The organism is Streptococcus downii (assembly GCF_004353325.1).
GTDB lineage: Bacteria > Bacillota > Bacilli > Lactobacillales > Streptococcaceae > Streptococcus > Streptococcus downii.
Genome location: NZ_MZNX01000009.1, coordinates 420903 through 436515, shown reverse-complemented (window position 1 = coordinate 436515; position 15613 = coordinate 420903). Strand labels below are relative to the sequence as shown.

Annotated in this window: 15 protein-coding genes; all 15 read right to left on the bottom strand. The window is 41.6% G+C overall.

The window, feature by feature from the left end; all coding sequences use genetic code 11:
- Positions 1-36: 36 nt before the first annotated feature.
- Positions 37-849, bottom strand: coding sequence for a LicD family protein (locus tag E2R31_RS08430; protein WP_132973948.1), 813 nt, complete (start codon positions 847-849; stop codon positions 37-39).
- Between the two features lie 42 nt (positions 850-891).
- On the bottom strand, positions 892-3066 hold the full coding sequence (locus tag E2R31_RS08425) for a LicD family protein (RefSeq protein ID WP_084948811.1): 2175 nt from the start codon (positions 3064-3066) through the stop codon (positions 892-894).
- A gap of 21 nt (positions 3067-3087) precedes the next feature.
- Positions 3088-4056 carry a glycosyltransferase family 2 protein gene (locus E2R31_RS08420; RefSeq protein WP_132973946.1) on the bottom strand — a complete coding sequence of 323 codons (969 nt, stop codon included), beginning with the start codon at positions 4054-4056 and terminating at the stop codon, positions 3088-3090.
- On the bottom strand, positions 4053-4889 hold the full coding sequence (locus E2R31_RS08415) for a LicD family protein (protein WP_132973944.1): 837 nt from the start codon (positions 4887-4889) through the stop codon (positions 4053-4055). The genes E2R31_RS08420 and E2R31_RS08415 overlap by 4 nt, the downstream gene beginning before the upstream one ends.
- A gap of 147 nt (positions 4890-5036) precedes the next feature.
- Positions 5037-6317, bottom strand: a complete 1281-nt coding sequence (locus E2R31_RS08410) for an LCP family protein (protein ID WP_084948815.1) — start codon at positions 6315-6317, stop codon at positions 5037-5039.
- On the bottom strand, positions 6314-7162 hold the full coding sequence (pheA, locus tag E2R31_RS08405) for a prephenate dehydratase (RefSeq protein ID WP_084948817.1): 849 nt from the start codon (positions 7160-7162) through the stop codon (positions 6314-6316). Before pheA ends, E2R31_RS08410 begins: the two co-directional genes overlap by 4 nt.
- Positions 7159-7635, bottom strand: coding sequence for a shikimate kinase (locus E2R31_RS08400; RefSeq protein WP_132973942.1), 477 nt, complete (start codon positions 7633-7635; stop codon positions 7159-7161). The genes pheA and E2R31_RS08400 overlap by 4 nt, the downstream gene beginning before the upstream one ends.
- A complete protein-coding gene (gene aroA / locus E2R31_RS08395) occupies positions 7628-8911 on the bottom strand; it encodes a 3-phosphoshikimate 1-carboxyvinyltransferase (RefSeq protein ID WP_132973940.1) in 1284 nt (427 codons plus the stop codon). Before aroA ends, E2R31_RS08400 begins: the two co-directional genes overlap by 8 nt.
- A 90-nt stretch (positions 8912-9001) precedes the next feature.
- The gene (locus tag E2R31_RS08390; RefSeq protein ID WP_084948822.1) at positions 9002-9340 is read right to left on the bottom strand and encodes a YlbF/YmcA family competence regulator; all 339 of its coding nucleotides are present in this window, start codon (positions 9338-9340) and stop codon (positions 9002-9004) included.
- A gap of 10 nt (positions 9341-9350) precedes the next feature.
- Positions 9351-10454 (bottom strand): prephenate dehydrogenase, encoded by a 1104-nt coding sequence (locus tag E2R31_RS08385; protein WP_084948823.1) that lies wholly within the window; start codon positions 10452-10454, stop codon positions 9351-9353.
- 9 nt (positions 10455-10463) lie between these two features.
- Positions 10464-11630 carry a chorismate synthase gene (aroC, locus tag E2R31_RS08380; RefSeq protein WP_132973938.1) on the bottom strand — a complete coding sequence of 389 codons (1167 nt, stop codon included), beginning with the start codon at positions 11628-11630 and terminating at the stop codon, positions 10464-10466.
- 9 nt (positions 11631-11639) lie between these two features.
- Positions 11640-12707 (bottom strand): 3-dehydroquinate synthase, encoded by a 1068-nt coding sequence (aroB, locus tag E2R31_RS08375; protein WP_132973936.1) that lies wholly within the window; start codon positions 12705-12707, stop codon positions 11640-11642.
- Positions 12708-12725: 18 nt separating this feature from the next.
- Positions 12726-13580: a shikimate dehydrogenase gene (locus tag E2R31_RS08370; protein ID WP_084948827.1), complete on the bottom strand. Its 855-nt coding sequence runs from the start codon at positions 13578-13580 to the stop codon at positions 12726-12728.
- Positions 13570-14247, bottom strand: a complete 678-nt coding sequence (gene aroD / locus E2R31_RS08365) for a type I 3-dehydroquinate dehydratase (protein ID WP_084948828.1) — start codon at positions 14245-14247, stop codon at positions 13570-13572. Before aroD ends, E2R31_RS08370 begins: the two co-directional genes overlap by 11 nt.
- On the bottom strand, positions 14244-15407 hold the full coding sequence (locus E2R31_RS08360) for a class I SAM-dependent rRNA methyltransferase (RefSeq protein WP_165941809.1): 1164 nt from the start codon (positions 15405-15407) through the stop codon (positions 14244-14246). Before E2R31_RS08360 ends, aroD begins: the two co-directional genes overlap by 4 nt.
- Between the last annotated feature and the right edge of the window lie 206 nt (positions 15408-15613).

Genomic DNA, 15613 nt, shown 5'->3' with positions numbered 1-15613 from the left:
CTTGAATACTCCTTTCTAGATGAAAACAATCTCTTACTAAGCAATCCAATAATTCTTATCAGTTCCTGGAACCTGCTGTTCAACAGGTGGTGGAGTCATATAGTCTGCTCCAAATTCGTAGGCAAGAATTTCATGGTATTTTCTCGGAGCCTTCACTACGATGTTTTCGTATGGCACATCAATCAGATCATAGAGCCATTCTTTTTTGATTCCCTCTGGAAAACTTGGATCAAATATCGTACAGGTAAGATCTGTAGCTTGATTTACACTATATTTCAAAGCAAGGTTCTCTAATTTTTGATTCCAAGTTTGTGGAGAGCTTAGACGAAAAATAGCTGATCCAATATAACGAGGCAGATTTTTTAGCCCCCCATTTTCTGATTTAATTCCTTTGAAATTCAAAGAAGAAAGGCGGACAAAGTGTTTATAGAGCTTCATTTTCTTACAATCACTTTCCTCCGTCACGACACCATCGTATGGAAAAATGTCAACGCAAGTTCCCAATACGACTGTCGGGTCCAGAAGATTGGCATCTCTACGTGTTCGAATGTCATGAACACGTAGATAACTGTAAGGATAGCCTTTTGTTTCTCTAAATGAAATCAATTTGTAGTAGGGATGATTCTCATTTTTTAAAACCTTATAAAGCTTTTCAAATTCATCTCGCGCCAAGGAAATATCCGTATCATCATCCCAAGGGATAAATCCTTTATGGCGAACAGCTCCTAGTAAGGTTCCAAAATCAATAAAATATTTAATCTGATGCTGTTCACATAGTTCATGTAGATACTTTAAAATATCCAACTCCACTTGTTTTATTTCTTCAAGACTTAAAACTCTCTCAGACATACTTTCTATTCTCCTAATTTTGACTAATTTTTTAAACGATTTTTAACTGCGATTTGCTTGCTTAGAACTTTTAGTGATTTTCCACAGTTTGAAATCATGGTGAGATACTCTCTGTTCAAGAGGGGGCAATTGCATGTAATCCCCATAGTCAGAGGTCAAAATTTCATGGTAGTGTTTTGGAATCATAAATTCCTTACCTTCAAATGTTCCCACAATCACTTGTTCTAACCACTCACGTTTCCAAACTGGCTTATTCATATCCTTGTAAATCAAATAGTCAACTTGCTCATAGTCAGCAACTGCTCTAGATTTAGCAAGCTCATCAATTTGCTCAACATACTTATTCGTATTTGTAAAATAGAAAATGACAACAGAGATATAACGGATCAAAGAATTTAGTAGACTTTTCGTGTTGGTAATTCCTTTAAAAGTGTAACAACTCAATTGACGTTTCTTTATGAGTTTCGTCATCTTGTTTTTAAAATCTGAATCATCTTCATAACCATCTACAGGGAAAATATCCACATAAATTCCCATATTGGAATCAATTCGTACATCTTCTTCTAGCAAGTAGGTATGGTTATCCTGCACTTTCATAAAAGGATAGACATAATTGAGATTATTTTTATAAGACATGACCTCATAACGTTCATCAGGGTTAGCGATAAGGTAATCTTGTAGTTTCTCATAATCTTCTCGTAACATGCAGATATCCATATCATCGTCCCAAGGGATAAAACCTTTATGGCGAACCGCACCAATTAGACTTCCATATGCTAGGAAATACTTGACTCCAATTTTCTGACAAACTTCATGAATGTACTCCATGATTCCAAGTTCCATCTGTTGAATTTCACTGACATCTGTTACTTCTTGATACCGAACTCCTTCATCTCGTTTACAAACCACTAGTCCATAACCGATTGCCAACCAAAAGATGATATTGATAAAGTTGGTAGAGTACATAATCTGACTTTCAAACAACTGACCAAACAAAATACCGAAGAAAAGAATCATAATCAATTTGTCAGTATTTTTCTTGGACACAATCAAATAAGTTAAAAAGCGCTTGATGACATAAGCCAGTATAAGAAGGAAGGATACCAAGCCTAGAACTCCCGAACTGACAAATATGGTCACAAAAATGTTATGGAAATTCCCACCGATAAGGGAGTTTTGAATCTCGAATTTACTGAAATATTCTGTATAGTAATCTGGAACATTCCGTACACCATAACCAAAAATTGGTTTGGCACTTCCCATCTTGATGGCATTTTTCCATATATAGGTTCTACCACTTGGTGTTGTTTCAATTAGATGGAGTTCACCGTTCTTCTTGGTAACAGACGAATCTGTCTCAGCGTAGGACTGTCCTTTGTTTAAGTCAAAAACAGTCGCAGTTTCAGATGCGATATAGATTGAAGTTACATAGCTTAATCCAATGTTGGTAGCAGTAATCAGCAAACTAGCAACTATAAAAGTGAGGGATCGTTTAACGATACTTCCTCTAGTAGCAAAGAAACTATAGAGTCCAATCATGATAAGTAAAGAAAGTAAGGCTCCCCGACTTTGCATTGTAGCGAAGTAAACTAATTGAATCAGATTGTTCAGTTTAAGATAAACAGAATATTTACTTCCTTTGTGGATCAAATACATAGCTAAAATAATGCTAATGTATGAAAATATCGCACTTGCATTAGGATTAACAATTCCCCATAGACGTCCATTCATGACACCATAGTAATAGGATTGTTCGCCAATCTTAAATAGGATAAGGACTCTACTTATCAATAAACCAAACGCAAAAATTGCTGAAGAAAAAGATACAATTTGAACCGTATAGGCAATCCAGTCAAATAATTTTTTAAGTTGCCCTGATTGTAACATGGTAAATAATAAAACATAGGTTACCATGAAGAGGATTTCAATCACATTTCCAATCAAATGTCCAGAGCGATTGAATATAGCTGATAGCAGATGGCTTCCAGATAACAAGCCAAATAAGGCCAAAAACTTTCGATCTACTGTAATCTGTTTCCACTTAAACAACAATGTGTAGCAAATATAAAGTACAACAATCGCTGACAATCCCTTATAGATTGGATTTGCTATCTTATAAACCAGTGAACTCATACTTAAAATCGAAATGAAAACAAACAGATATGCAATCCATCGTTTTGATTTTTCAAAGTATTCATCCATTTTTGAAAAATTCATTTTCAACTCCTTCTCATGATATTAATTTTTTAATCCAACAATTTTCTTATATAGCCATGGAGAAATGACAAGTGAAAGGATCGCTACCTTGCGAAAAGTAGTGAAATAAGCATCCTTCCATATTTCGCGTCGATGCCGAACAATCCAAGTCCTCAACTCAGCTTTCTCCTTTTGGTACTGTTCAGATGAAGTAAAGATAATTTTATCGTAAACTGTGATGTACGACCAACATTCTCTATTTTTTAATTCGTATTTTAAATTAGGAAAGACTTGTGAAACTTGAGCAATTATTTGCTTATAAACTTCTATCGTGTCAAATACATGCTGGTTAACAGATGTTGTTGCACTTCCCTCACGATGATCATAATAATAAACAGGTTTGTCAATAAATACGCTACTGCATCTTGTCTTTAGTAGCAATTCAGTTAAAAATAAGGCATCTTCAGCTAGGTGATAATTTGTATTAAACTTTTCATCCGCAAGCAGGTCTCTCTTAAACAGTTTTGCAACTGGAAAAAATGACGTTCTGGTAGTCATCAGTAGTTCCTTCATGGTTTCTTCTGTTGACCAGAGTTCTGTTTTTCCAGAATGTGGAGGTAAATCTGTCACAATGCCATTTTTGATATGGTGTAGAGGAGCAATTACAAAGCCTACATTCAACCCTTCAACTGCACTTGCTAAAGTAGCTAGGTAATCTTGGGTAACGAAATCATCGCTATCAATAAAGGTAACCCAAGCACCCGTCGCCAGCTTGATTCCCGTATTTCTCGCATTTGAGACTCCAGCATTTTCGATATGATAAACCTTGATATTCTCATGCCGAGAGGCTAAATTCTCACAGATCAGTCCGCTGGAATCGGTAGAGCCATCATTGATTAGGATTAACTCAAAATGGGTATAAGTCTGTTGAAGAATCGACTCCACACATCGCTCCAGATAGTCTTCTACATTGTAGACCGGAACGATAACGCTTATTTTTTCTCCCATCATGCTCCATATTCTCCCTTGTATTCTGTATAAGACTTATCCATATCAGCTATGACAGCATCATGATGCGGTACTTGCTTGTCTGCTGGTGGTGGCGTCATATAATCCCCAAAAGCCGTGCTGAGATAGGCATCATAGCCGACTGGGATGGGCAGCTCTGTTCCTTCGAATGGCAAGAAGAGATTCTCTTCAAAGGAAGCGATTGGATACTTGTTTCTCATGTAGCCGGGACCTGAGCATAATTCCGTGATTCCATCGCTCTCAGCCAGACTATACTTGGTCATTTCTTTTTCAGCTTTTTTCCAAATACGATAACGTAGAGATTTGGGAGTCAAACCGAGTAAGATACGACTTCCCCATTTCATGACTGCACCATGCTTTTCTGGAACAGTTTGCGCACAGAAAAGGGAATAAATCAAGGCCCAGCGAACCTGTTTCTTGCGCTCAGCTGGATTTTTAGGATAATAATCCAAAGGCAAAACGTCCAAAGCCAAACCATGTGGCAAATCCAAATCCTGCTGATAAGGCTTGATACAGGTCGTTTCCTTATCACGAATGGTAATAAAGAGGTTACGGTCTACAAAATCCTTGTGACTCTTTGACAAGAAATAACGCTCATCTGCATAACGAGGCCATAGTTCGGCTAACTTTTCATAGTCCTTGCGAGGCATGAAAAAATCTAGGTCATCATCCCAAGGAATGAAGCCCTTGTTGCGAAGGGCACCAATCGCTCCTCCACCACAGAGATAGCATAACAAATTATGTTCTTTACAAAATGCGACGAAATATTCAGCCATTTCCAGACTACGAGCCTGAATCGCTTTCAAATCACTCATGTCTCTCCTCTTCTGTCCAATAACGAGTTATATCGTTTTATTATACCATAAAAAAGCCTTAAAAATCCATCAGATACCGTAAAAAATCAAAGCCCAATCCACCATTTTTACCAGTGAATGAAGCTTTGATTTTTATTTATTTACATATTATCTCATTCCCATTTGGGCGAGTTTAGTCCGGTATTTGTTCTGGTCGACAAGTAGACCTTGTCCTCCGTAGACATCATAAGCATCTACCCAATCGCCAAGTTCTGGCACTGTCAATCTTTCGATACCATTCTGTGCGCCTTCGATAACTGACAAACCATTAGTCAGCAGGAAGGTATAAGGTAGATTGGTTGAGGTCATTCCAAAGACTTTTCCAAGTGCCTCTGATCCTGTAAAGAGTTTGGTTGGATCCTTGATTTGCTCAAGAACAGCTGACATGACTTGCTGCTGACGTTTGGTACGACCATAGTCTCCTTCATCATCATCACGGAAGCGAGCGTAATTGAGCAAGGTGGAGCCATTCATCTGCTGTTTCCCAACTTTAATCGTTTGAGTTGGCGATTCGGTTTCTGTTGCATGAAGATCATCTCCAACTGTGGCTTCTGTCAGAGGCTGACCATTTAACGTTGAAAACTTAGCGTCTATAGTCACCCCATCAGGAAATAGCGTATCAATAGCTGTTGCAAAGGCTTGAAAATCCACTAGGGCATAGTACTTAATATCCAAATCAAAGTTGTCTTTTAGAACCTTGCGGACCATTTCTGCCCCTTTTTGCCCTTCTTGTTCCCCAAGTTCATAGGCAACATTGAGTTTATTATCCGTTTGTTTCTTGCCATTCACAATCTGGCTGTAGCCATCAATATAGACTAGGTTGTCACGCATGAAGCTGACTAGCTTGATTTTCTTATCCGAACCACTAACATTCAACACCATAATCGTGTCTGTGCGAGTTTCTGCACTATTTTGACCAATACGGCCATCTGTCCCCATGATTAGGATATTCACCCCGTCTTTAGTATCTTGACCATTAAAGACCTCTACTTGTGCCGCTTTTGCATCAGCTGGCTTATTGCTAGTAGTTGCCGACTGGAAACCTCGAAGGAACATAATAATCATGCCCGCAGCCACACAGGTTATCAACAGTAAAAGCCAAATTAGAACTCGTTTAAAAAATCTTCTTGGTTTCTTCTTTTTTACTTCTGGAAGAGAGGAAAATTTCTGATGTCTATTCGAGCGACTTTGATTGGAATATTGTGGAATTCCAATGTCCTTCCCTAGATTTTTTTCCCTTTCACCTTCATTAGAGGGAAATCCACCGTCCATTTTTCTTTTTAAATAGTCAAATTCTCTCTTTTCTCTGTCATTTAGGTAATGAATATTCTTAAAAAGGTAGTCATAGCGTAACTTCTCATGATGACTTAAAGGGCTTTCTTTGCTCATAGGCTCTCCTTTCCTAAATCCCTAATAGTGAAAATAGGGTAGGTCCCCAGTATCTTGTACTGGATACCAATTGTTTCTAGTTCTTGTCTGGCAAAATGAACCAGCTCTTTGGCACTATAATCCACATCTATGATGAAAAAGTATTCACCTAGTGCCGTTTTGAGGGGACGACTTTCTATCTTGGTTAAGTCAATACCTCGCCAAGCAAAGGTTGAAAGAGCCTTATAAAGTGCCCCAGGAAGATTGTCTGGCAAGGTTAAGGCCAAACTCATTTTTTCAGTTTGTGATTGCAAAGGGATAGCGGGAATCTCAGACCCTAAAACCCAAAAACGAGTGAAATTGGCCTCCATTTCTTGGATATCTTCTGCTATCAATTCCAAACCATACTCTCTAGCTGAGTTTCTAGGCGCAATAGCTGCAAAAGGTTGGTCTGGATGTTCAGCAATAAAGCGAGCTGCATAAGCTGTACTTGCCGTCACTTCAAGCTGAGCTTCTGGATAATGCTCCTCTATGAATTTCTTTCCCTGAGCCAGAGCCTGAGGATGAGAAAAGATTTTCTCAATTTCTGACTGACCAGGAACTACCATCAGCTGCTGATGAATGGGTTGTACGATTTCTGCAACAGCCTGAATATCCGCCTGATGAAACAGATAGTCTAAGCTTTCATGCACACTCCCCTCAATGGAGTTTTCAACTGGTACCACAGAATAGTCCACCAAGCCCTGTTCATAGGCCTTAATAACATCTGTGATATTAGCAAAAGCCTGCAATTCCTCTTTGGGAAATGCTGTCTGCACAACATGATGCGAAAAAGATCCCTTGGGACCTAGATAGGCAATTTTCATCTCAGTTCCTCTATAATTTCCTCTGGGCTTAGCTTGGTCACATCCAGAACACGACTGGCTACTTCCTCATACCAAGCTTGTCTTTCTTGGAAAATACTGGCCAGTTCTTCTTTACTTTTGTTGAGAAAAAGCGGGCGCTGATTGTCATTATCAGCTGCGATACGTTGGTAGAGGGTTTCAAAATCGGATTTTAGATAAATGTTATCAGGATTAGTCTTAAGCAAGTCACGATTTCTCTGAGAAACGACTACTCCTCCACCAGTTGACACAACTCGGTCCGTTTTTAGTAAGTCAGCTAGAACTTCTGACTCCACTTGACGAAAGGCCACTTCTCCCTTTTCAGCGAAAAAATCCGCAATGGACATGCCTAAACGTTCCTCGATTAAGGCATCCATATCGATGTAGTCTGGGTCCAATCCTCTAGCGATTGTCGACTTACCAGCTCCCATAAATCCGAGTAATACCTTAGCCATGAATCAAGGTCTCCAAATCATCAAAGAAGCTAGGATAGCTGGTATTGATGGCTTCGGCACGATCAAGCTCCACTTCTCTATCTACAACCAAGAGGGATGCGATGGCTGTCATCATGCCGATACGGTGGTCACCAAAAGTATTGACTCTAGCGCCATGAAGTCTTGATTTCCCTTTGATAATCATCCCGTCTGCTGTAGGGGTGATGTCCGCCCCCATGCTATTTAAAGCGTCTGCCACCACCTGAATGCGGTCGGTTTCCTTGACCTTGAGTTCTTCAGCATCCTTAATGACAGTTACACCTTGTGCTTGTGTCGCTAAAAGGGCAATAATAGGCAATTCATCAATCAAGCGGGGAATCAAGGCTCCACCAATCTCTGTTCCTTTGAGATCCGAAGACTCGACAGTCAGGGTTGCAGATTTAGCGATTGGATCAATTTCAGTTATTTCTAGTTTTCCTCCCATGGCACGAATGACATCAATAATACCAGTACGCGTTTCATTGATGCCCACATTCTGCAGCACCACACGAGAATCTGGCACAATCAAACCTGCGACCAACCAAAAGGCTGCACTGGAAATATCTCCTGGCACAACTACCTTTTGTCCGGTAAGTTTTTGTGGTCCTTGGACTGTAATTTTCTTGCCATCCACACTTAAATGACCACCAAATTGCTGAAGCATATCTTCGGTGTGGTTACGAGTACATTCTTTCTCGATAATAACGGACTCCCCCTGAGCCTGTAAGGCTGCAAACATCAAGGCGGACTTGACTTGGGCAGAGGCGATTGGCAACTCATAGTGAATAGGTGTAAGGTTTTTCGTCCCTTTTAGGCGAAGAGGAGGCAGGTCTCGCTCGGTTTGCCCTGCAATGCTAACGCCCATTTTTTTCAATGGAATCGTCACACGATCCATAGGACGTTTAGAAAGACTATCATCTCCAAACATCTCTACTTCGAAGTCTGCACCAGCAAGGACACCTGAAATCAGGCGAATCGAGGTGCCAGAATTCCCCATATCCAAGGCGTTTTGCGGAGTTTTTAAGCCATCCATATCTACACCTTGAATCGTAATCACACCGTCTTTATCTTCTATTTCAACACCAAGATCACGAAAAACCTGCATGGTTGAGAGAACATCCTCTCCACGCAGAATATCATAAACCTTAGTCTCGCCCTCAGCCAAACTTCCAAAAATAATCGAACGGTGGCTAATAGACTTGTCACCTGGAACCCGGATACTGCCATGTAAGTGGCGAATGTTTGTTTTTAGTTTCATAGTTGACCTCATACTTGCAATACTTTTTCTTATTTTATCACAAAAAAGCCAGAAATTCCTGAAATTTCTGGCTTTTATACAGATAAAATACTATTTCAATAATTCTGAAACAGGTTCAAAGACAATTTTTTCAATGTCTGAAAGGTAAATAGATAACTGTTGCTGTTTGGCAAAGAAATCTGACAAAAGAGCGTTCTCTTGGATTTGCTTGCTGAAAGACTGCATCTTTTCTTGGAAAGAGGCATCTGGCATTTGTCCCGTTTGCGCCATGACTTGGATTTCTTGCTGGAAGGCGAGGTAGTCTGCAAAAATCTTGCTAGCTTGTTCATCAGCTTGGATAGCATCTTTGGCTGACTTAACCGCCTTGTATTCTGGTAATTCGCGTAGACCGCGACTGAGTTCGTTTGCACTATCGTAAATATTTGACATGATTTTCTCCTTATTTGATGACGACTGTGTAGTCTGTATTTTCTGTAATTAAGCGCTCCGCTCGTTCCAAATCTTGAGCATTTTTAAATGAAATTTGTAGAATCCCGTGAACATCCTCACGGTTTTCTTCGTTGATGTGAATGTTGACCAAGGAAGTTCCACGTAGCAATTCCAAAATACGCAAGATGACATCTTCTTCATCGGGAACGTCGACATAGAGGTCGTAAGAGCTATCCACACCACCACGCTTATGGATTTCCATAGCCTGACGTTGCGCACGCGCCTGATTGAAAAAATTCCAAATTTGCTCTTCATCTCCCTTGCTGATGGCTTGTCCAACCTCATCTAGGCGATCCTTGAAATCCGCAATTCGATCTAGAATAGTCTCACGATTGGACAAGAGAATAGAAGTCCACATACCTGGCTCGCTTTCCGCAATGCGAGTCATATCTCGAAAACCACCCGCCGCAAAGCGTCTTGCCATCTCATGTTCTTGAGCATAAACTGCTGTCTGCTCCATAAGGCTGGAAGCCAGAATATGAGGAAAATGACTAATCTGAGAAGTCACCCGATCATGCTCCTTGGCATCAATCTCGATAAAACGAGCATGAAGGCCTGAAAGCAGATCCTTCATTTCCTCAAGTGTGTCAGGACTTGTCAGGCTCGAAGGTGTGAAGATATAGTAGGCATTTTCAAAGAGATTAACATCCGCAGAGGCAGCCCCTGTCTTGTGGCTACCAGCCATGGGATGGGCCCCGACAAAGCGAACAGGCTTGTCAACCAAATACTGCTCCGCCACATCTACAATGGCTGACTTGGTTGAGCCTGCATCCGAGATAATGACGCCTTCTTTCAAGTCTAAATCTGCCAGCTCTTTAATAAAAGCAATGGTCTGTTTGATTGGCAAGGTCAAGATGATGACATCTGCTAGAGGAGCGAAACTGGCAAAATCATCCGTCGCACGGTCTATCATTCCTCGCTCCAAGGCAATATCTCTCGAAGCCTGACTGCGATTATAACCTAAAATTTCATAATCAGGATGATCGCGCTTGATACCGAGTGCCATCGAAGCACCAATCAAACCGAGACCTGCGATATAGATGGTTTTTGCCATAAGGACTCCTTAATAGTTCTTTGTATAGTCTCGGTGTTTGGCAACTGCCTCTTTTAATTCTTCAAGATTATCTGATGAGAATTTTTCAAGGATTTCTTGCGCCAGAACCGTTGCTACAACGGCTTCCATAACTACACCAGCTGCTGGAAGGGCGGTCGGATCACTTCTCTCCACAGTTGCCTTGTAAGGTTCGTGGGTTTCGATATCCACACTCATAAGTGGTTTGTAAAGAGTGGGAATGGGTTTCATGACTCCACGAACAACGATAGGTTGCCCATTTGTCATACCACCTTCGAAACCACCTAGATTATTGGTGCGGCGAGTATAACCGTCTTCTTTAGACCAGAGAATTTCATCCATAACCTGGCTGCCTTTTCGGTAACCAGCTTCAAATCCAAGACCAAATTCCACCCCTTTAAAGGCATTGATAGAGACAACTGCTTGGGCCAATCGCGCATCCAATTTTCTGTCCCATTGAACATAGGAACCGAGGCCGACTGGAACACCTCCAACGACCGTTTCGACAACCCCACCGATGGTATCGCCGTCACGTTTGATTTGGTCAATATAGTCCTTGATTTCTTGTTCACGGTCTTGGTTGACAATAGAAACTTCAGACTGGGCAGCTCGTTCCTTAATCTCCGCAACTGTCAGAATTTCAGGTACATCGATTTCCTTGCCACCAAAGACCACGACATGGTTGGCAATCTCTATATCCAGCTCGGCTAAGAGACGTTTAGCTACTGCCCCGACTGCCACCCGCATAGTTGTTTCACGAGCTGATGAACGCTCCAAAGAATTTCGCAAGTCATCAAAACGGTACTTGATTCCCCCTACCAAGTCGGCGTGACCTGGACGAGGATGAGTGATTTTCCGCTTGCTTTTGAGGCGGTCTTCAATGCCCTCCGCAGACATGATATCCAGCCATTTCTGGTGGTCCTTATTGATAACATCCATGGTAATGGGAGCTCCTGTCGTCTTCCCGTGGCGAACGCCCGATGTAAAGACAACCTGGTCACTCTCAATCTTCATACGACCACCACGACCGTAGCCACCCTGACGGCGTTTCAGATCCTCATTGATGTCCTCTACTGTTAAAGGAAGGCCCGCTGGAATTCCTTCAATGATAGCTGTCAGACGGGGTCCGTGTGATTCTCCTGCAGTTAAATATCTCATAGGCTCTCCTTATTTTACCAAGTAGTCTTTCATCTCTTCTAGGGAAACAGGGTGAATGGTCGCTGACCCAAGATCCGGCACCAAGACCAATTTCAAGGTGTTGCCACGCGCTTTCTTATCATGAGTCAAAGCCTGATAAAGCTTTTCAACATCCCAATTTTCATACTCCACAGGAAGTCCAAATTTCAGACACATTTCTGTGATGGACTGGGTCATTCCTTCTGGCATGAGGCCTTTCCCCTCAGCAACCTTGGAAATCTGCACCATTCCCATTGCAACGGCTTCTCCATGCATGACTTTTCCATAACCTGCAGTCGCTTCAATGGCATGGCCAATAGTGTGGCCAAAATTGAGGTAAAGACGAACACCGTTGTCCAACTCATCCTCAACTACCATCTTGCGCTTAACTTGGCAAGAATGTTCAATCAAAGTCTCTGCATGTTCCAAAATGCTCTCTACAGAACCATCTAGCTCCGTCAAGAGAGCCCATAGTTTCGGATCCTCAATCAAGCCATACTTGATAACCTCACCCATTCCTTCAATCAGCTCTCTTTTTCCAAGCGTTTCTAGGACAAGCGGATCAATCAGAACCCCATCTGGTTGGGCAAAAGTCCCTACCATATTCTTAGCAAAAGGAGTATTAACACCTGTCTTTCCACCGATAGAAGAATCAACCTGGGCTGTCAAACTAGTCGGAATCTGAACAAAGTGAATGCCCCGCATATAGGTAGAGGCCACAAAACCAGCCAGGTCCCCAACGACACCACCACCAAGAGCAACAATCCCATCGCTACGAGTCAGACCTTGCTTAACTAGAAATTCATAGACTTTCTGAACAGTAGTTAAATTTTTTCTTTCTTCACCTTCTAAAAAGTCAAAAACAGCTACCTGAAAACCAGCATCTTCTAGGCTGAGCTTGACCTTCTCTGCATAAAGAGAAGCTACATGGTTGTCGGTTACGATAACCACTTTTTGAGGTTGCCAGAGTTCTCGCAACCATTGACCAGCCTGAGCTAGACAACCTTTTTCAATCTGAATATCATAAGGATGACGTGGAATATCGATTCTGATTTTCATAGTAGGGTCTCCTTTTCACTATTTATATTTTTCTGTTAAGGACTGCCAAATCTCTTCTGTCGGCATTTCTTTACCTGTCCACAATTGAAAAGCTTCAGCAGCTTGATAGAGCAACATCCCCAGGCCATTGACGGCTGGATTGCCCTGACTTTTAGCCCATTTCAAAAATGGCGTGTCAAAGGGTTGGTAAATGATATCTGCGACCAAGAGAGTTTCTGGTAAATTGATGCTTTCTGGAACTGGGGACGACTGCCCATCCATCCCTACACTGGTCGCATTGACGAGCAGGTCCGACTCAGCAATCCTTGCTTGCAGTTCAGAAGCATCTTCTAAAGCATACAAGTCCACTTTAAAGCCTGTTTGCTCCTGTAACTTGTCCAGATAAGGTCTTGTTTTTTCCATGGAAGCTGAACGCACAAAGACAGAAATCTGACTGACGCCGTCCAAAACGGCTTGTGACAAGATTGATTTGGCCGCACCACCTGCGCCCAGAATGGTCATTTTCTTATCCGAAATTGTAAAAGAAGGCAAGCTCTTAAAAAATCCCTTGCCATCTGTATTATATCCAATTAACGTTCCGTCTTGATTAACAACTGTGTTGACCGCCCCAATCAAACGAGCCTCATCGCTCAACTCATCCAGATAAGGAATCACTTGCTCCTTGTAAGGCATAGACAGGTTAATCCCAAACATCTGGTAACGGCGAATATTGGCAACTGTTTCTGCCAAATCACCCGCTTCAATCTCCCAAGCTACATAGGCACCATTAATAGCTGTCGCCTCAAAGGCCCTATTGTGGATAAAGGGTGAAATAGAGTGTTTGATGGGATTGGCAACAACTGCAGCTAAACGTGTATAGCCATCAAGCTTCATCCAAAATCTCCCTGATTTTTTTCATACTTGATAGAGAAATCTGACCCGGTGCACTGGCCGCATCCATACTAGCAAAAGACCAGCTGGAACCTGTCACATCTGAAGTGATACGCGAAACCTTACCAATTTTCCCCATGGAAATGGTCACGTACTCTTGCTCAGGATTGAGTGTCTTGAAACCTCGCGTATAATTCATCAGGTCTAAAACATCCTGAGCTGTATTTGCCATTACCGATACCTTCACTACTTTTGGAGTCAAGCTGGTCAATTCAGACAAGATTTCCATCATGTTTTCAGGTGTTTCTTGGAAATTGTGATAACTCAAGACCAGATTTGGAAAATCCAACATCTCCTCAAAAACATCCTTGTGGCTGAAATACTCGAAATCTACATAATCCGGCTGATAGAGCTGAGCGACTTCCTTGATAATTTGAACATACTCTTCTGAGGAAAGTTCGATTTCTCCTCCCTCAGCGCGAGTTCGAAGGGTAAAGACAAGTTCGCGTCCTGCAAATTTCTCAAAGATAGCGGGTGCTACCTGTAAAATAGCGTCCTTTGCAAGAAAGTCCGCACGCCACTCGATGATATCGGCATCTTCATACCTAGTGGCATCCAGTTCTTGCGCTTCTTCTAAACTTCTTGGCATTACTGAGACGACTAATTTCATTTACTAACCTTCATACTAATCACCTTGAGGTAATTACTGCTTTCATCTTTTTTATTATAGGCAAAGTCTGCAGGAAGACCATATTGGTTTAAAATCTGATACCTTCTTCCTGCAAAACCTTTATCAATTTGTTCTGTAAATTTCTGGCGGGAAACATTGGCAGCATTAGTACTAGCAATGATAATGCCTCCCTGATTTAAAATCTCTAGACTCTGGGAAATCAACTTGTGATAGTCCTTAGCTACAGAGAATGTTTGTTTTTTATTGCGGGCAAAGCTCGGCGGATCAAGCACAATCACATCATAGGTCAAGCCTTTTCGCTTGGCATACTTGAAGTACTCAAAAACATCCATGACGATAAAACGGTGATTATCCGTGCTGAGTCCATTTGCCTGAAAATGAGCTTCTGACAGCTCTCTGGACCGTTTGGCCAAGTCGACAGAAGTCGTCTCACTAGCGCCTCCCATAGCTGCAGCAACTGAAAAGGCAGCCGTATAGGAAAACATATTGAGCAAGGATTTGCCCATGGCTAGACCGTCAACCAGACTCCCACGAACCTCATGCTGGTCTAGGAAAATCCCTGTCATCAAGCCATCATCCATAAAGACTTGATAGAGCACGCCATTCTCAAGAACAGTAAAGTAATCTGGCGCTTCCTCACCATAAACATAGGCAGACTCGTAGTCTAGACCTTTAAAACGAATCTTCTCATAAGCACCCAAGACCTCAGGGAAAACTTCCTTAAAAGCATTTATGATCAGCTTACGAATCTGGTAAACAAAGGAGTTGTACCAAGAAAAGACAGCATAATCTCCATAGAGATCAACAGTCAGACCACCAAAACCATCCCCCTCTTGGTTAAAAAGGCGAAAGGCAGTAGTCAAGTCATCCTGATAATAAGGCTTTCTAGCTTCCTTGGCCTTACGAAACAGGATTTCAAAAAAAGCTTGATTGAAACGAACCTTTTCCTTGCTGATGAACCAGCCGATTCCCTTGTTCTGCTGGGAAAGATAGGCGCTCCCTAAAAACTTCCCGTCTTGACTAAGAACTTCTACTGCCTGATCCGTCAGTTCAATATCTGTTAAATCACTTGCTTCCAAAAGAACTAGACCCTTAGCTAGCTTTTTTTCAACGCGTCTGCTGACCCTAATTCTATTCATAGCTACTATTATAGCAAATTTTGTGACAATTCTCAAAAAAGAAACCGTTTAACCAGTTGTACTTTAGTTTACTGAGTGTCATTTTTGTTAAAATAAGTTTATCCCATTTACTTTTTCACCAAAACATCCTCTCCCTTGTGATGGAAAGAGAGATTCTATTCGCTAAAAATAGACAAAAACAGAAATGAGTATAGAATCTTGCGCAA